This is a genomic window from Tardiphaga sp. GW822-FHT04G09 (assembly GCF_058800725.1).
In genome coordinates this window covers 32,977-49,907 of record NZ_JBXAMO010000023.1, presented here as the reverse complement: position 1 = coordinate 49,907, position 16,931 = coordinate 32,977, and the positions used below count along the sequence as shown (strand labels likewise).

The following is a 16,931-nucleotide window of genomic DNA, read 5'->3' as shown; positions in this document are numbered from 1 at the left end:
ATTATGACCTGTTAGCGGCCGCCGAACGGTTGCAACGGGGCATAAATCATTGATTTTTGCGGGAAATGTGCTATAATAGGCACAATTCAAGAAGCTGGACCGTGTGGTGCCGCTCGATTTGGCCCTGCCAGGTTCCCGTTTAAAACATCAAACAGGGGCGTGGCGGTTTCCACGCGCAGGCTGTGTCACAGAAAACGCGTAAAAAGAGTGTTTCCAAGGCTGCTGCTTCGAAGAAAGCGTCCTCTTCGAAAGTCTTGGATCCTAAGACTTTGAAGAAGACAACTGCGGTCAGCCGCGTTGTGAAGGGTCCTGCTGCGAAGAATTCTGTCACCAAAGGCCGTGCCCGGGCCCCTGTCAAGGACACCCGGACCGCCGCGAAGGCTGCGGCTGAAAAGTCCTCCAAAAATAAAAGAAGTGCAATGCCAAATAAGACTGCCAAACCTGCTCCGAAGGCTGCTGCTTCGAAGACCCCTGCTGCCAAGCCTGCTGCGCCGAAGACGGCTGCAAAGGCTCCTGTGGCCAAGGCCCCGGTCGCTGCGCCCGCTGTGAAGGCTGCTGCGCCGAAGGAAGTCGCCAAGGTTGTTGCGAAGCCCGTGGCCGCCAAGCCGGCCCCCGCTGCGGCCCCGCGCGTCGAAGAGCCGAAGAAGCCGCTGACCCAGCGTCAAGGCTTCAAGACCAACGAATTCGTGGTTTATCCGGCGCATGGTGTTGGCCAGATCCTCGCCATCGAGGAACAGGAAATTGCAGGTGCCCGGCTTGAACTCTTCGTGATCAATTTCATGAAGGACAAGATGACCCTGCGCGTTCCGACCGCGAAGGTCGCGAATGTCGGCATGCGCAAACTGTCCGAGCCGGCGCTGGTCAAGCGCGCGCTGGAGACGCTGAAGGGCCGTGCCCGCATCAAGCGCACCATGTGGTCGCGCCGTGCGCAGGAATATGAAGCGAAGATCAATTCGGGCGATATCGTTGCCATCGCCGAAGTGGTGCGCGATCTGTTCCGTTCCGACTCGCAGCCCGAGCAGTCCTACAGCGAACGTCAGCTGTATGAAGCAGCCCTCGATCGTCTGTCGCGTGAAATCGCTGTGGTCCAGCACGTCACCGAGACCGAAGCGGTCAAGGAGATCGAAGGCCAGCTCGCCAAGAGTCCGCGCCGCGGCGCCAAGGCTGAGGCAGGTGCCGAAGCCGGTGCTGATGATGCCGACAGTGATGGTGACGATGATGTCGCCGCCGCGGATGAGGCTGCATAAGCAGCGTCTCGCAAGTTGAATACGAAGAGCCCGGCCGAGAGGCCGGGCTTTTTTGTTGTCGATTGAGCAGTAGCCGGGTGGATCTCAATCCACCACGATCTTGACGCGGTCGCGGGCTTTCACGCTGGCATTGTTCTCGAGCCCGTTCAACACGCGGAAGCGCTCCAGCGGACGATCGACGCCGTTCATGCGATGCGATAGTGACTCCACGGTGTCTCCGGGCTGCACCGTAATCACCTTGATGCGCAGCGGACGGGCGGCCTGAATCTCAGCCAGCGTCAGGCGCCGAAACGAATTGACGGTCTCGCGGGCATTGCGCTCGCTTTCGGTGCTCTTCTGCTTGGCAGCGAAGATGAAGCGATAGACGTCGCTGCCAAAGCGCAATGCGTAGACGCGAAATTGCCACTGGTCGCCGCGCGCGATGGCGGACGCTGCCGGGAAGCCATTGATGGTCAGCTCTTCCGTGGTAGCCTTGTCGACATTTTCCATCCAGCCGGAATTCAGGTAGTCACTCAGCGTCTGTTCGGACGGTACGCGCACCACGTCGAAGCGCATGGCCTGATTGCCGCCTTCGCGCACGCCAATCACCGCCTGCGCTGTATTGTCGAGGGAAAAGGCTTCCGGCGCCTGGAAGGTGAAGCCGAGCTTGGGATGCAGGAAGCGCCGACCGCGCACGAAACCCTCGCTCGGGTCCTCGCCATAAACGATGCCATCGATCGCCGAGAGATAGGTCTCGCGGTCGCGCTCGCCGCCATCAGGCGAGGAATATTGCCGCGCATTGGCCTGTGCGTTCTGCACGCGCTCCGGCGTTGCCGGATGGGACGACAGGAAGTCCTGCGCGCGGGGATCGAGCGGCGTACGGCTGGCCTTCAGCGCGGCGTTACGTTCCATCGCCGCGAGAAAGCGCGATGCGCCATAGGGATCGAATTTTGCGCGGGCCGAGATGCCGACACCAATGCCGTCGGCTTCGAATTCCTGCGCGCGCGAGAAGCTCGCCATTGTCAGTTTGGACTTGGCGAGTGCCAGTGCGGTGAGATCGGGATCGCTGCCCATGTCGGTCACGACACGTGTGACGATCGACGCCTGCCGTGCCTGTTCCTCGCGGATAGACGCGTGCTTGGCGAGTACATGCGCCATCTCGTGCGACAGCACCGATGAAATCTCGGATGTATCGCTGGCCAGCGCGATCAACCCGCGCGTAACATAGAGCTGTCCGGTCGGCAGCGCGAATGCATTCACGGCGCCGGAATTGAGGATCGTGACCTTGTAGGCCAAGTCCGGTCGCTCAGAGGCCGCGACCAGCCGATCGACCGTCTTGGTGATCAGTGACTCCAGCCGCGGGTCGTCGTAGGCGCCGCCATAGGATGCGAGGATGCGCTCGTGTTCTTTCTCGGCGGCCGGGGTCTGTACCACGGCAGGCTTCGGCGGCTTGGCCGGCATTGTCGGCTTGACTGACGAGGCGGCCTCGAACCGGCTGACATCGCCGCAGGCCGATAAAGTGAGCGTGGCGCACAGCACAACAGGCGCAGCCCAAAGGCGGCGGCTCAAGCTGGTTTGCCGTCCCACACCCGTCACGTCGTCCACTCTCTGCCTAAGCAGCCTGTTCGTCCAAGCGGTCTAATTGTCCCCGACCACCTCGATCTGCCCCACTCCGAGCGCCTCGATCCGCGGCCCGCCGCGCCTCTCGATCCATCCTCGAACGCGAATATGTCGTCTTTCAAGGGACTTAAGCGTGATTCCTGCCGCCTCGAAGGCTGTCATCATGCGCCTTGAAATAGTCACCGCAAAGTCCTGAGTCCAGCGACGCCCGAAATTGACGTAGGTCACCGTACCGGCCTGACGAACCGACAGAACCCGTCCCTCCACCAGCCCGAAACGCCCTACATCGGCCAAGATATCGCCGGGACTTTCCGCGTTTTTTATGACATTGGTTTGAGCCCAGATTCCGCGCTTCAGCCGGCGGGCCGAGCTTTCAGCGGCAGCAAGTTCCGTCGCGCAGGCTTTGTCGGAAATCGTGCCAGAGGCGACGGCGGTGCCCTGCGCCAGAAGCTGGGCTTGCAGCGAGGGCGCAGCGGGATCGGCAAAGACAAAAGCCGGTTGCCGCCCGTAGCGATCCGGCATGTCGCTCTCGCCGTACAAGGTGACATCGCGGCCGGCAATCAATGCGGAGAGGTCGTTCGTCGACTTCGATGAGTCGGCTATCGGTTCGATCCCCGCCAGACGGATCTCGTTGCCGTCGCTCAGACGCAATGTTCTGACATCAATGACGTCGGCGACGCGGCCTTCGCCCTGAGCGGTGAACATGCAGCTGGCGGCGGACGCAGATTGCACGGATGTCGAAATGGCGATCGCTGCCAGCAAGAGTGTTGCGGCATGCGACACGTCATATTTTGCAAATGCGGCACGCATCACGCCACCTTGCGAGCTCCGGTCAACCTCTCGTCTATCATAGCCAGCAATCCATTCCGCTTTGCGGAAAACCTTGATGTCATTGCAGCTATTCTTGGCTGCGCCGCCGCTTGCCGCTGTTGTTCCATTGCGGCATGATCGCGATAACAAAAACGAATACCGCGCAAAAAGCTGCGGCACGTTTTGAGGGAGGGACTTTTGAAGAAGATCATTACGGGTCTGCTGGCGTCAGCAATGGCGTTCGCGGCAACAAGCGCCATGGCGCAGACCAAGCCGTTGAAGTTGGGCGCCATTCTCGACATGTCGGGCCTGTATGCGGACATCACGGGCGTCGGCAGCGAGACCGCTGCCAAGATGGCTGCGGAAGATTTCGGTGGTGAAGTGCTGGGCCGCAAGATCGAGATCATTGCCGCCGACCATCTCAACAAGGCCGATCTGTCCGCAAACATCGCGCGCGACATGCTCGACAATCAGGGTGTCGAGGCAATCGTCGACGTGGCGGCATCGGCGACCGCGCTGGCTGCGAGTGAGATCGCGCGCGCGCGCAACAAGATCATCATCTTCAACGGCCCGGGCTCGATCCGCCTCAGCAACGAGGCCTGCGGTCCCTACACCGTGCACTATGTGTTCGACACCTATGCGCAGGCCAACGTGACCGGGCTCGCCACTGTGAAGAACGGCCTCGACACCTGGTTCTTCCTGTCGGCCGACTATGCATTCGGCGCGGATCTCGAAAAGGATACGACGGCGGTCGTCACCAAGGCGGGCGGCAAGGTGCTGGGTTCGGTCAAGCATCCGCTGAATACGTCCGACTTCTCGTCCTTCCTGCTGCAGGCGCAGAGCTCCAAGGCCAAGGTGGTCGGCCTCGCCAATGCCGGCGGTGATACGATCACCGCGATCAAGCAGGCGGCCGAGTTCGGCCTGACACGCAGCGGCGGACAGAAACTGTCGCCGCTGTTGGCGTTCATCTCCGATATCGACAGTGTCGGTCTTGATACCGCACAGGGCCTGATCCTGGCGGAAGCATTCTACTGGGATCTCAATGACGAGACGCGCGCGTTCACCAAGCGTTTCCAGGAGCGCACCAAGCGCGTACCGACCTCGGCCCAGGCCGGCGTCTATTCATCGGTGCTGCATTATCTCAAGGCTGTGAAAGCCGCCGGTACCACGGATTCGGCTCCAGTCATGAAACTCATGAAAGAGACGCCGATCAACGACATGTTTGCCAAGAATGGCCGGATTCGCGAGGATGGCCGCATGGTGCACGATATGTATCTGTTCGAGGTCAAGAAGCCCTCGGAATCCAAGGGGCGCTGGGATGACTACAAGCTGATCGCGACAGTCCCTGCTGAGCAGGCATTCCAGCCGCTGGAAGCCTCGCGCTGCCCGCTGGTGAAGAAGTAATCGTCGGGGTCTGAAGCTTGTCGGACGATCAAGAACAACAACAAGGAGCGCAATCATGAGCGACATCGTCCTGCAGGACCTCGACAACGGTCTTCTGACCATCACCATGAATCGTCCGGATCGGCGCAATGCGCTGAATCCGGAGATGACACAGGGCTTGGTCGCGGCGGCCCGCCGCGCGCAGGAAGATCACGATGTCCGTGCCGTGCTCATCAAGGGCGCGGGCGGCACGTTCTGTGTCGGCGGCGACGTTAAGTCGATGGCCGCCGGCCGTGCGCCGCTGCCGTTCGAGGCGAAGCGGGCCAATCTCCGCCGCGGCATGGAAGTGTCGCGCATTCTGCACCAGATGCCGAAACCGGTGGTTGCACAGCTCGATGGTGCGGCCGCAGGCGCCGGTCTTTCGATCGCGCTGTCCTGCGATCTCCGTGTCGCCAGCAAATCGGTGAAACTCACCACGGCTTTCGCCAAGGTCGGCTTCTCCGGTGATTATGGCGGCACCTACTTCCTCACGCAGATGCTTGGCAGCGCCAAGGCGCGCGAGCTCTATCTGATGTCGCCGGTGCTGAGTGCGCAGGAGGCGCTGGCGCTCGGCATGGTGACGAAGGTCGTCGATGACGCCGAGGTGGAGACAGCGGCACGCGACCTCGCGATGTCGCTCGCGCAGGGTCCGAGCATCACCTACGGCTATATCAAGACCAACATCAACAATGCCGAGACGATGACGTTGGAAGCCTGTTTCGACAACGAGGCGATCCATCATACCCGCTGCGGCGATACCGACGATCACAAGGAGGCCGCCAAGGCCTTCGTCGAGAAGCGCAAGCCGGTTTTCAGAGGGCAATGATCATGAGCCAGATGCGGTTGCGGCAAGTTTGTCTGGTCGCTCCGCATCTGGAGCCAGTGGTGAGCGATATCGCGGCCATTCTTGGCCTCGATATTTGCTACCGCGACCCCCATGTCGGCAAATATGGCCTCGAAAATGCGCTGATGCCGGTTGAGACGACTTTGCTCGAAGTGGTAGCGCCGACCCGGCCGGGCACGGCGGCCGGACGGTTCATAGAGAAATCAGGCGGCCGCGGCGGCTATATGGTGATCCTGTCCTGCGAGGATCCTGACGAGCGCGGGCGCTTCGCCGCCAGCATCGGCGTGCGCACCGCCAATGTGATCGATCATCCGCCCTATCACGGCGTGCAATTGCATCCACGTGATTGCCGAGCCGCCTTCATCGAGTTCAATCATACTCAAGACAGCGACGACGATTTCGGGCCGTATCCGCCGGCCGGTCCGGACTGGCAGGAGGCGATCCGCCACGATATCACGCGCGCGCTCACCGAAGTCGAACTGCAGAGTCCCGACCATTACGATCTGGCGCAGCACTGGAGCAATATCATCGGCGTGCCGCTGACCTCGGCGAGGAATGACGATCCGCAGATCGCGTTCACCAACGGCTGTTTGCGCTTCGCCAAGGGCAAGACCGAGGCGATGACCGGGCTCACATTTCGGGTCAACGACGTCGCGCAGGTGCTCGGCAGTGCGCGGGAGCGGGGCTGTCCCTGCGCTGGCGATGCATTTCTGCTGGCCGGGGTCACGTTTCGCGTCGTTGCGTGAGGGCGGTAATCGCCGCACGATCCCTTCTTGTTCTGACGCGTTTCCTTCAAACGAGCCGGTATCCACTTCGCTCGAAAACGCTATGGCAACAACAATAAACAATAAACGGGAAGCGCCATGACTGTGACACGTCCGCATCCGCTGGACTCGTTCTTCGATCCATCCAGCATCGCCATCATCGGCGCTTCCCGCGATGTCACGAAGATCCCCGGCCTGCTTCTCTCTTTCTTGCGCAAAAACCAGTTCTCCGGCGCGATCTATCCAGTCAATCCGAACTATCCGGATATCGATGGGTTGACGTGTTATCCGACCATCGCAGCAATCGGGCGGCCGATCGATCTCGCCATCGTGATCATTCCCGCGCGTGTAGTGCTCGGCGCACTGGAGGAGTGTGCCAAGCTCGGCGTCAAGCATGCGATCATCATCTCCTCAGGCTTTGCCGAGGAGGGGGGCGACTCGATCGCAATGCAGGATGCCATTGCGGCGCTGGCCAAGCGTACGGGAATGCGGATCTCCGGACCGAATGCGGAGGGGTACTACAACCAGATCGCCGGCATTGCCGCGACTTTCAGCCCGACTGTCGATGTGAAGCCCGATCAGTCGCGGCTGGTCGCTACCACGAAGCGGATCGGTATCGTCGCCCAATCCGGCGGGATCGGCTTTGCGATCTATAACCGCGCCAAGGCGCTCGGCATTGCTCTGAGCACTGTGATCTCGACCGGCAACGAGTCCGATCTCGGCGCCGGCGAATTCCTCGACTACATGGTGCAGGATCCGGCGACCGACGTAATCCTGCTGTTCATCGAGGGCATTCGCGACGTCGACAAATTTCTCGCCGCGGCGCGCAAGGCGGCAAAACTCGGCAAACCGGTCATCGTGACCAAGGTCGGCCGCTCCGGTGCTGGTGAGCGCGCGGCAGCCTCGCATACTGCCAGCATGGCGGGCTGGACGGCCGCCTATGATGCGGTGTTCGCGCGCTATGGCTTCATCGTCTCCAACGATCTCGACGAAGCGGTGGCGATCGCGGCCGTGCTGGTCACATCGCCGCTGCCGAAGGGCGACCGAGTCGCTGTTGTCACCGTCTCCGGTGGGGCGGGTATCTGGGGCGCCGATGCAATCTCGGCACAGGGGCTGAAGGTGCCGGAATTGTCGGATGGCATTCAGGCGACGATTCGCGGGTTGATTCCGTCCTACGGGTCGCCGTGTAACCCGATCGATATCACGGCCCAGGCGGTGCATAGTGGTGGGCTGCAGAAGACCATCGAACTGCTCGACAAGTCTGACGAGATCGATGCGATCCTAGTGGTGATTTCGCTGTCGAGCGAGACGCGGATGCCGTTCAAGACGCCGGAGCTGAAGCCCGTCATCGCTGCGCAGAACAAGCCGGTGGTGTTCTGGTCTTACACGCTGCCGTCGAACTTCGCGCGCACAGGTCTCGCCGAATCCGGTGTCGTCGTGTTATCCGGCCTCACGCATGTCAGCGTCGCGTTGCGGCGACTTGTCGATCACGCCAGGTTCAAGCTGGCCGAGCCGGTCGCCACAGCTACCATCGCGCCGAACGATCTGGTTGAGCATCTGGCCACGCCGACGCTCTCCGAATACGACAGCAAGACGCTGCTTCAGATTGCCGGTGTCGCGCTGCCAGGCGAAGTTCTGGTCACCGACAGATCGGCGCTCGATGCAGCGATTGTCAAGATCGGTTTCCCCCTGGTGATGAAAATCCAGTCACGCGACATTCCGCACAAGAGCGAGGTCGGCGGCGTGCGGGTGGGCATCGCCACGACGAATGAAGCTGTCGCCGCTTACGATGCGCTGCTCGCCAGCGTCCGGCAGCATCGACCGCAAGCCGCGCTCCAGGGCGTTCTGGTTGCGGCGATGGCCAGGAAAGGTATCGAGATCATCGTCGGCACGATGCTGGACGAGACTTTCGGACCAATGGTGATGGTCGGCCTTGGTGGAGTGACGGCGGAATTGTTCAAGGACGTGGTCTATCGTCCGGCACCGGTAAGTGCCGATGAGGCCGCCTCCATGCTGGGCGAACTCAAGGCCGCGCCATTGCTGAATGGCTTTCGCGGGACGTCAAAGGCCGACGTGTCAGTAGCAGCGGAATTGATCGCGCAGATCTCGCAGCTTGCGGCGCAGTTCGCGGGCGAGATCGCGGAGATCGAACTCAATCCCGTGCTCGTGCATCCCGTGGGTGAGGGAGCCACCATCGTCGATGCGTTGGTGGTGCGGAAGGACTAAAGCGCCCGTCGAATAAAAATGGCCGGGAGAACCCGGCCATTTCACAGTGAGGTTTGAAGAACAAACCCGACGGGGACTTAGCGCCCCTTGAAGTTCGGCACCCGGCGTTCGGCAGTCGCCGCAACGCCTTCCTTGAAGTCTTCGGTGGCACGCAGGCGCGTCTGCTCCGCGAGTTCGTGCTCCGTCGCCTTCGCCACGCGGTCGGCCAGACCATTGCGCATAGTGGCGCGGGTGGAGAGCAGGCCGAGCGGCGAGCATTCGGCGATTTCTTCCGCAAGCTTGATGGCCGCGTCGCGGACCTCGGCCTGCGGCACCAGCACATTGGCGAGACCCATCTTCAGGGCTTCCTCGCCGCCGACGCGGCGGGAGGTGTAGAACATCAACTCCGCATTGTTTTTGCCGACCACTTCGGTGAGCGCAACCGTCAGGCCGAAGCCGGGATGGAAGCCGAGCTTGGTGAAATTGGCTGCGAAGCGCGCTTCCGGGCAGGTGACGCGAAAATCGGCCGACACGGCAAGGCCAAGCCCGCCGCCGATGGCAGCGCCATGGACGGCAGCGATGATCGGCTTCTTGGCGCGGAAGATACGCACGGCTTCCATATAGAGGTGGCCGATGGAGCCGAGATTGTCGGCGGGATCACCGCTCTTGGCGGCCGCTTCGGTTTCCTTGCGGTTGGGATCGCTGAAATCGGCGCCGGCGCAGAACGCCTTGCCCTGCGCGCACAGCACGGTCGCGCGGATCTCGGGATTGGCGTCGATCTCGTCGAGCGCATTGGCGATCTGCTGGATCAGCAGGATGTCGAAGAAGTTCAGCGGCGGCTTGCGGATCTCGATGATCGCAATGTGGCCCCGGGTCTCGACGCCGATATCTTTGTAGGTGGTCATTTGTTTCCTCGGTTCTCGTCGTCATTCCGGGGAGCGGGCGCCAGTTGGCGATCGCGAACCCGAATCTGGGTGTGTTCAACTATTTCGAGGTTCCCTGCCACTCCAATTGGAATGGCTGAGGTTCACGCGCAAAGATGCGCGTACGCCCCGGAACGACGGGTCTCAGCGCAGGCCAAGGCCACGCGCGATGATGCCGCGCAGAACTTCGGTGGTACCGCCCTGAATGGTCAGTTTTGGCGCCGTCTTGATGGCGAAGCCGAGCATCTCGTCCAGCGTGGCGTGGTTCGAGACTGTGTCGTCCACGAAGGCGGCAAGCTCGCGCACGCGATGGGGCAGCTGTTGTTCCCAGATCGTGCCGATATCCTTGACGATGGAGGCCTCCACCACGGGCTCCTTGCCGGCCTGCAGCATGCCGGCCACCGACACCGACATGCGGCGCATGGTGTGCAGTTGCGCGACGAGACGGCCGATGCCTTCGGCGCTACGGGTGTCAGGCTTCGGGCCAACGGCGCGGACCAGTTCGGTCAGCACGTAATAGGTCTCAAGGAAACGTTCGGGGCCGGACCGCTCGTAAGCGAGCTCGCTGGTGGCCTGTTTCCACGCGCTGTCGATTTCGCCCAGCATGTGGTCGTCGGGCACGAAGTGATCGGTGAAGACGACTTCGTTGAATTCATACTGGCCGGTGATCTGCGCGATCGGGTTCACCGTGATCCCCGGCTTCTTCATATTGACCAGGAACTGGGTCAGGCCATGGCGGCGGTTTTCCTTGGTCGGCGGAGACGTGCGGAAGATCGCGATCATGTAGTCGGCCATATGGGCTGAGGTCGTCCAGATCTTGCTGCCGTTGATCAGCCAGCCGCCGTCGGTCTTGGTGGCCTTGGTCTTGGCGGCAAACAGGTCGGAGCCGGAATTTGGCTCGCTCATGCCGATGGAGAAACAGACCTCGCCACGGCAGATGCGCGGCAGGATGTCCATCTTGATGTGCTCGGGCGCGTATTTCAGCAGCACCGGGCCGCTCTGGCGGTCGGCGACGAAAAAGCGGCGCACCGGCGCATTGGCTACGCGCATTTCCTCGGTGACGACGTAGCGTTCAAGGAACGAGCGCTCGTGGCCGCCGTATTTCTTGGGCCAGGTCATGCCGAGCCAGCCGCGCTCACCGACGCGCTTGCTGAATTCGGGATTGTCCGAGTCCTCGCGCTGAGGCTTGTGCGGATCGAAGGTGCCGGCGGCAATCTCCTCGGCGAGGAACGCGCGAACTTCCTTGCGCAACTGCTCGCATTCGGGCGGCAGGCGGATCGGATCGAAACGAAGGGCTGCAGTCATGTGAAAGATCTCGTTTCTTGTGTTCGATCAGCGCGAAGCGACGAGGGGCCACAGCTCGTCGGCGCCGCGTGCGGCGACCAGCTTGCCGAGTTCGACCGCCCAGTAGCTTTCGCTGCCGAAATCATCCCGCCATGCCAACGCGCGCAGCGTGTAGCGATGCAGGATGTGTTCTTGCGTGAAGCCGATGGCACCAAGAACCTGATGCGCGATGGCGGCACCTTTCTCTGCGGCCTCGGAGCAACGGATCTTTGCAGCGGCGGCCTCCAGGAAGAGTGCCTCATCGAGGGGAGCGCCGCTGGAGAAGGCGTCAGCCGCGGAGCTGGCAGCGGCGAGGGCTGCCGAGGTCTCGCCCGCGAGCTTCGCCAGATTGTGCTGTACCGCCTGGAATTTCGAAATTTTCTTCTCGAACGCCACGCGCTCGCCGGAATAGTTCACGCCGATGCCGAGCATTGTTTCCAATGCACCGGCAATTTGCTGGCTGCGCACGAGGGCACCCATCAGTAACAGCGAGTTCTGATCGAAGCCCGATGGTGCAGATTTGATCGCGACCGGCTTCACGTTGTCGAAGCTCACCGTGTCGGAGGGATCGTCCGCGAGGCTCAGACCGTTATCGATCCGGCAGGCGCTTGCCTCGACCAATGCGATCGATGCACCGCCGATGCCGGAAGTGACGACGGCGATATGCCTGGCGTTCTTGGCAAACGGCACGCCACGCGCGCGGCCGCTGATGGTGCCGTCCGTATTCAGCGTGAGGCGATCGCGCGGGCTTGCCGGCGCGACGGTCATCATGCCTTCCGGTGATGTGATCTGGGCCTGCGCGAGCAGCCAGCCCGCCAGCATGGTCTCGGCGAGTGGCACCGCAACGCCGGCGCGGCCGGCGACGCTGAGGACGCTGAAACCTTCGGCCATGCTGGTGCCGGAGCCGTCGCACTCCTCAGGCACCCAGGATAGCGGCAGGCCAGCATCGGTCAGTGCCTGCCAGAGCGGCGCCTTCCAGTTACCTTGCTTGTCGCGATTGATGGTCTGCGCGTCAGCGAGATCGGCGAAAATACGTTCCGCAGTTTCCGCAACGATATTGTCAGCGTCCGTCAAGGCGTTCCCCGTTTGCTAGCGCATCTCATTCGGCAGGGAATGCCGGGCATGGGGTGCTGCCACTTTTCTTATGATTCATGATGGGGAAAAGGCGGTGCAAAGACAAGCGGGCTGGCCGCAGAGGCACCTGCAGTGGCGGCATGATATGTGCCTGTTGCAGCGCAATTTAATTCCGCGAAGCGAACTTGCCCTGCGTTGTATACCAGCTCGATCGCACTATGGTAGATCGCGTCAAGGTTCGATGCGAAACAGAGGAAATGCAGATGGCAAGTGATGGTTTGTGCGTCGTGATTACGGGGGCGGCATCGGGGCTCGGTGCTGCGACTGCGGCCATTCTCGCCAAGGACGGCGCCCGTATTGTCATCAACTATTCGTCGAGTCAGAAGGAGGCCGAAGCTACCGCCGAGCTGTGTCGCGATGCTGGTGCAACCGAAGTCATCGTGGTTCAGGGCGACGTGTCCAAGGACGACGATTGCAAGAAGATCGTTGCCGCTGCGGCGCCTTGGGGGCGCATCGATGCGCTGATCAACAATGCCGGCGTGACCAAGCACGTTCCGCACCACGATCTCGATGGTCTCTCGGCTGAAGATTTTCAGTGGATTTATTCGATCAACACCATCGGTCCATATCAGATGGTGCGCGCTGCGCGATCCCTGCTGGAAGCCGGCGCTCGGGCATCGGGGCAGTCCTCTGCCGTTGTCAACGTGTCGTCCATGGCCGGTCTCACCGGTGCCGGATCATCGGTGGCTTATGCGGCCAGCAAAGGTGCGTTGAATTCCATCACGCTCTCGCTGGCGCGTGCGCTGGCCCCGCTGATCCGCGTCAACACGGTGTGTCCGGGCTATATCGACACGCCTTGGTTTACCAAGGGACGTGGTGCCGAAGCGGCAGCGAAGGTGCGCGATGCGGTGATTGCGAAAGTGCCGTTGCGGGTCGCCTCGACAGCTGACGATATCGCAGGGCTCATCTGTTTCCTCGCCACTTCTCCCTCAAGCAATATGACGGGCGAACTGGTGCGGATGGATGCAGGCATGCATCTGCAATCGACGCGCTGAAAAGCATACGAAGAAAGCCAAAAGAGCCTCGGTCAGGAACCGAGGCTCTTATTTTTCCGCCGGCTTATCGCGAGCCCGGATCGGAAATCACCCTGCGGGCAACAAGTCTGTTCCAGATAAAAAGCACCACCAGTGCGCCGATGGTGGCGGTGATGAAGCCTGCCCCCTGGTTCGGGCCATAGTGACCGATCGCCTGACCGACGAAGGTCGCCAGAAACGCGCCGGCGACGCCGAGCACAATGGTCAGGATGAAGCCGCTTGGATTGTTGGGTCCCGGCGACAGGATGCGCGCAATAATACCGGCGACCAGGCCGACGAAAATGATCCACAACATGGCAACGTCCCCTCTTTTATTAAATGTGCCCTAGCCCAGATGCGATTTTGCCTCGTCTGCCGTCGGGAGGCGGCCATGCGGCGTGAACTCATTGACGGCATCGGGCAGGGCATTGCTCAGCTCGGCGAGAAGCTGTTCACGGGACATGCCGGTGCTTGATATCAGCTGGCTGATCTGATCCGCGCCAAGCGCGGAGCCAAGATCGTTTGGCGAAATCTGCTTGTTCGGGCCTGGGCCGACCCAGGAAGCCGCCGTGTCACCGTGGCCGTTCTGCTGGAATTGCTTGAGCAGGTCGCCGAGGCCGCCACTAAGAACGCTGCCAGCTGCGCCACCCGCCAGCATTCCGCCAAGCGGTCCCTTCAGGAGATCGCCCAAGCCGCCGCCCGCACTGGCGCCTGTATTGCCGCCGAGGAGGCTTCCCAGCATCCCGCCGAGGCCGCCGCTTTCCGGCACACTGGCCTGGGTCGTATTCGGCGCGGGGACCTGTTGCGGCTGCCCTTCCGTTGCCGGCTGATTGCCGGTGATATGTTTGTAGCCCTTGTAGGCAAGCAGCGCGAGGATCGCCATCGTCATCGGCGACATGCCGCCGCTTTTGTCGTTGGGATCGCCGGGGCCACGCGGCCCGTTGGCCATGCCGTTCAGAATGTCGAGTAAACCCATGATCGTCTCCTGTTCTGCCAGCCCGGCGAAAGCATAGCTGCGCGGTATGACGTCTACAAGGCGCGTCGGTTCCGCCGATAGGCAGCGCTGCGGCATTTTGCTAGTAACGGATGCCGGATGAACGGGAGATGACGTGATCGAAACGCGACCCATTTGTATCGCCGGTGGCGGCAGTATCGGCTGTTTCGTGGGCGGCGTCCTGGCGGCAGCCGGCCGCGACGTTGCCATACTAGCACGGCGGCGCATCGTGGACAGTATCGAGATGCACGGTCTGAGGCTGACGAGCTTCGAGGGCCTCGATCGATGTCTCGCCCCCGGTCAGCTGCGACTGTCGGATGACCCCGCCCTCATGAATGAGGCGAAGATTATTCTGGTCGCGGTCAAGAGCGGCGATACGGCGGAGATGGCGAGGCTGATCGCGGATCATGCTGCGAAAGACGCCATCGTCGTCAGCCTGCAGAATGGCGTCGGCAATGTTGGGGTCCTCCGCGCAGCTCTGCCCGGGCGCCGCATCCTCGGCGGAATGGTGCCATTTAATGTCATCGCAAAGGGCGATGGTCATGTTCACCGCGCAACGTCTGGAAACATCGTAATCGAACGCGATGGGGCCGATACTGCTTCGGCGCTGTCCGTACCGCATCTTGCCGTCCTAGCGAGCGACGATATCGTCGGTGTCCGGTGGGGTAAGCTGCTGGTCAATTTGAACAACGCGCTCAATGCGCTGTCGGATACACCGCTGCGGTCGCAGCTGGCACAGCGCGCGTGGCGCTCGTTATTCGCCGATCAAATGGCGGAAGGCCTTGCCGTTCTGAAAGTCGCCGGTATCAAGCCCGTCTCGGCGACGCCGATCCCCGCGTGGCTAACGCCGCATTTGCTGCGGCTGCCCGACAGCCTGTTCAATATGCTGCTCGGGCGGACTATGAAGATCGACGCAAATGCGCGCTCGTCCATGTGGGAGGATCTGCAGCGCGATCGCCGTACCGAGATTGACTATTTGCAGGGTGTCATCGTTGAACTGGCGGCGCAATATCAGATCACGGCTCCACTATCGCTGCGCGTGATGACATTGATCAAGCATGCAGAGACGTCAGGCAGGGGATCACCCGCACTCACGCCGGATCAGATTCGCAGTTAGCACGACATTGATGGGGCCGAAGGGAGTGCTGAACCGGCCTCCGCGCTATCATTACGAGAATGTTACTATTCGTTTCGGCTGCTATCGGTGGACTCAACTATCCGAATGCTTCAATTGCGCATGCCAGTCAATGCGATGGTACCATTATCCGTTGTATTCGCATCAAGCCGATGATTATTCGTTAAATATCAATTGCCGATGCGCGCCGGTGAATTCTCAGTAAATGAGATGTAAAGAGTCTTTTAGCCCATTATTCGCAGACGAGGAGCAGTTCGCGTCGTGAAGAAGGCTCGCAGGAGTACGGCTAGTTCAATACTGAACATCATGATGTGACATCTGGGGCTATGTCATTCGCCATATCTTTAGTATAGAACGCCGCGTGATTGACGGTGGTTCGCGTTTCGCGCGCTGGGCCGGGCGTTTGATCCTTTCATATCATCGGCAAAGCGTGTGCCGGTCGAATTATTCAACTAACAATCGGAGCTACAATGGCCAAGAAAGCGAAAAAGAAACTCGTCCGTCGCGAGTACACCAAGGAAGACGTGAAGATCCTGAAGGCGCATTCGAAGGCCCAGACACCGCTCGAAAAGATTTCCAAGGAGATGAAGCGTACCGGTGGTTCGCTGCGTCAGAAAGCCATCAAGCTCGGCATTCCGCTCGGTCATCGCCGCCGCAAGGCGAAGAAGGTTGCCACAAAGGCCGCCAAGGTGACCAAGACCGCGAAGGCCAAGAAGGCCAAGAAGTAAGCTTCTGTCCCGACCGAAGCCGGCCTGAAGCGCGTGAGCGCTTCGGGCCGTTTTCCTGGGTGGAGCGATCAATGCGAACCCTGCTTTTTAGAATCTTGAAGCGAAAATTCTTCGCCACTATCGCTGTGGCCATGGCTATATCAGGCATCGGTGTCATCGCACCTGCATTTGCGATCCCTCCGACGGTCACCCCGTCGCCGGGATATGATGCCCGGCTCGCCGAGCAACGGCGTGCCGCTGAAGCGCAGGCGCGTGCCCATACCCGCAAGCCGCTGTCGCGACGTCCTGCGCCACGTCGTCTGTATGGTCATTGAATCTGATCCGTGAAGGGGTTGTCATGAACTACCGCCCCGTGAGGTCGTTTGTGCTGTGTGGCGCGTTGATCGCGGTCACCATGGTCGAGGCGAGAGCGGCGGATTATGCGAGCCAGATCAGTGCCTTTCGCCGAGCGCACAAACTCTCCTCCGTCACGCTGGACAGCAAGCTGAATGCGGTCGCGCTTGCTCAGGCGCAGGCGATGTCATCCAGTGGCAAGGTCAGCCACGAGGTCGGCGGTGTTTTCTCCGCACGTGTGGGGAAGCTCCGCAAATCCAAAGCAGCTGAAAACATCGCGGCGGGCTTCCTGACATTTCCCGAAACGTTGAAGCAGTGGGAAGAGAGTCCAGGTCATCGCGAGAACCTGCTTATGCCCGGGGCACGCAAGGTCGGCGTTGCTTACGTGACCAATCCCAAGTCGCCCTATCGGATGTTCTGGGCGATGGTCATCACGGATTGATACTTGACGGGTTGT

General features: G+C 61.1%; 17 protein-coding genes. 10 read left to right on the top strand and 7 right to left on the bottom strand.

All coding sequences use genetic code 11. The features are described 5' to 3' along the window. Nucleotides 1–146 precede the first annotated feature (146 nt). Nucleotides 147–1,247, top strand: coding sequence for a CarD family transcriptional regulator (locus AC1RLZ_RS26830; RefSeq protein WP_493191134.1), 1,101 nt, complete (start codon nt 147–149; stop codon nt 1,245–1,247). An 84-nt stretch (nt 1,248–1,331) separates the two neighbouring features. On the opposite strand, the gene AC1RLZ_RS26825 is transcribed toward AC1RLZ_RS26830, so the two are convergent. Then, the gene (locus tag AC1RLZ_RS26825; RefSeq protein ID WP_371423019.1) at nt 1,332–2,795 is read right to left on the bottom strand and encodes a M48 family metalloprotease; all 1,464 of its coding nucleotides are present in this window, start codon (nt 2,793–2,795) and stop codon (nt 1,332–1,334) included. A gap of 69 nt (nt 2,796–2,864) precedes the next feature. Next, nucleotides 2,865–3,836 (bottom strand): thermonuclease family protein, encoded by a 972-nt coding sequence (locus tag AC1RLZ_RS26820; RefSeq protein WP_493191105.1) that lies wholly within the window; start codon nt 3,834–3,836, stop codon nt 2,865–2,867. 54 nt (nt 3,837–3,890) lie between these two features. On the opposite strand from AC1RLZ_RS26820, the gene AC1RLZ_RS26815 reads away from it, so the two are divergent. The 4 genes from AC1RLZ_RS26815 to AC1RLZ_RS26800 all read left to right on the top strand — a co-directional run bounded on the left by AC1RLZ_RS26815 (nt 3,891) and on the right by AC1RLZ_RS26800 (nt 8,912). Then, nucleotides 3,891–5,060 carry an ABC transporter substrate-binding protein gene (locus AC1RLZ_RS26815; protein ID WP_493191133.1) on the top strand — a complete coding sequence of 390 codons (1,170 nt, stop codon included), beginning with the start codon at nt 3,891–3,893 and terminating at the stop codon, nt 5,058–5,060. Nucleotides 5,061–5,115: 55 nt separating this feature from the next. Next, nucleotides 5,116–5,904, top strand: a complete 789-nt coding sequence (locus AC1RLZ_RS26810) for an enoyl-CoA hydratase (RefSeq protein WP_493191104.1) — start codon at nt 5,116–5,118, stop codon at nt 5,902–5,904. 2 nt (nt 5,905–5,906) lie between these two features. Next, nucleotides 5,907–6,668 carry a VOC family protein gene (locus tag AC1RLZ_RS26805; protein ID WP_493191103.1) on the top strand — a complete coding sequence of 254 codons (762 nt, stop codon included), beginning with the start codon at nt 5,907–5,909 and terminating at the stop codon, nt 6,666–6,668. A gap of 117 nt (nt 6,669–6,785) precedes the next feature. Then, nucleotides 6,786–8,912 (top strand): acetate--CoA ligase family protein, encoded by a 2,127-nt coding sequence (locus AC1RLZ_RS26800; protein ID WP_493191102.1) that lies wholly within the window; start codon nt 6,786–6,788, stop codon nt 8,910–8,912. A gap of 77 nt (nt 8,913–8,989) precedes the next feature. Here AC1RLZ_RS26800 and AC1RLZ_RS26795 read toward each other — a convergent pair whose 3' ends face one another. The 3 genes from AC1RLZ_RS26795 to AC1RLZ_RS26785 all read right to left on the bottom strand — a co-directional run bounded on the left by AC1RLZ_RS26795 (nt 8,990) and on the right by AC1RLZ_RS26785 (nt 12,211). Further along, nucleotides 8,990–9,796, bottom strand: coding sequence for an enoyl-CoA hydratase/isomerase family protein (locus AC1RLZ_RS26795; RefSeq protein ID WP_371423014.1), 807 nt, complete (start codon nt 9,794–9,796; stop codon nt 8,990–8,992). 162 nt (nt 9,797–9,958) lie between these two features. Continuing rightward, a complete protein-coding gene (locus AC1RLZ_RS26790; RefSeq protein WP_493191101.1) occupies nt 9,959–11,119 on the bottom strand; it encodes an acyl-CoA dehydrogenase family protein in 1,161 nt (386 codons plus the stop codon). Between the two features lie 27 nt (nt 11,120–11,146). Further along, nucleotides 11,147–12,211, bottom strand: a complete 1,065-nt coding sequence (locus AC1RLZ_RS26785; RefSeq protein WP_493191100.1) for an acyl-CoA dehydrogenase family protein — start codon at nt 12,209–12,211, stop codon at nt 11,147–11,149. Nucleotides 12,212–12,474: 263 nt separating this feature from the next. Between AC1RLZ_RS26785 and AC1RLZ_RS26780 the strand changes: the two genes are divergently transcribed. Then, entirely contained in the window at nt 12,475–13,266 is a 792-nt protein-coding gene (locus AC1RLZ_RS26780) for an SDR family NAD(P)-dependent oxidoreductase (protein WP_493191099.1), read from the top strand. 64 nt (nt 13,267–13,330) lie between these two features. On the opposite strand, the gene AC1RLZ_RS26775 is transcribed toward AC1RLZ_RS26780, so the two are convergent. Further along, nucleotides 13,331–13,600, bottom strand: a complete 270-nt coding sequence (locus AC1RLZ_RS26775) for a GlsB/YeaQ/YmgE family stress response membrane protein (RefSeq protein ID WP_371423010.1) — start codon at nt 13,598–13,600, stop codon at nt 13,331–13,333. A gap of 30 nt (nt 13,601–13,630) precedes the next feature. Beyond that, complete coding sequence (locus tag AC1RLZ_RS26770; protein WP_493191098.1) at nt 13,631–14,260, bottom strand: YidB family protein; 630 nt, start codon at nt 14,258–14,260, stop codon at nt 13,631–13,633. A gap of 133 nt (nt 14,261–14,393) precedes the next feature. Here AC1RLZ_RS26770 and AC1RLZ_RS26765 point away from each other — a divergent pair, with 133 nt between their 5' ends. From AC1RLZ_RS26765 to AC1RLZ_RS26750, 4 genes are all read left to right on the top strand, one after another. Next, the gene (locus AC1RLZ_RS26765) at nt 14,394–15,395 is read left to right on the top strand and encodes a 2-dehydropantoate 2-reductase (protein WP_493191097.1); all 1,002 of its coding nucleotides are present in this window, start codon (nt 14,394–14,396) and stop codon (nt 15,393–15,395) included. 488 nt (nt 15,396–15,883) lie between these two features. After that, nucleotides 15,884–16,141 (top strand): hypothetical protein, encoded by a 258-nt coding sequence (locus AC1RLZ_RS26760; protein ID WP_246664137.1) that lies wholly within the window; start codon nt 15,884–15,886, stop codon nt 16,139–16,141. 71 nt (nt 16,142–16,212) lie between these two features. After that, nucleotides 16,213–16,455: a hypothetical protein gene (locus AC1RLZ_RS26755; protein ID WP_493191096.1), complete on the top strand. Its 243-nt coding sequence runs from the start codon at nt 16,213–16,215 to the stop codon at nt 16,453–16,455. After that, nucleotides 16,452–16,916: a CAP domain-containing protein gene (locus AC1RLZ_RS26750; RefSeq protein ID WP_493191095.1), complete on the top strand. Its 465-nt coding sequence runs from the start codon at nt 16,452–16,454 to the stop codon at nt 16,914–16,916. The genes AC1RLZ_RS26755 and AC1RLZ_RS26750 overlap by 4 nt, the downstream gene beginning before the upstream one ends. The last annotated feature ends 15 nt before the right edge of the window (nt 16,917–16,931 follow it).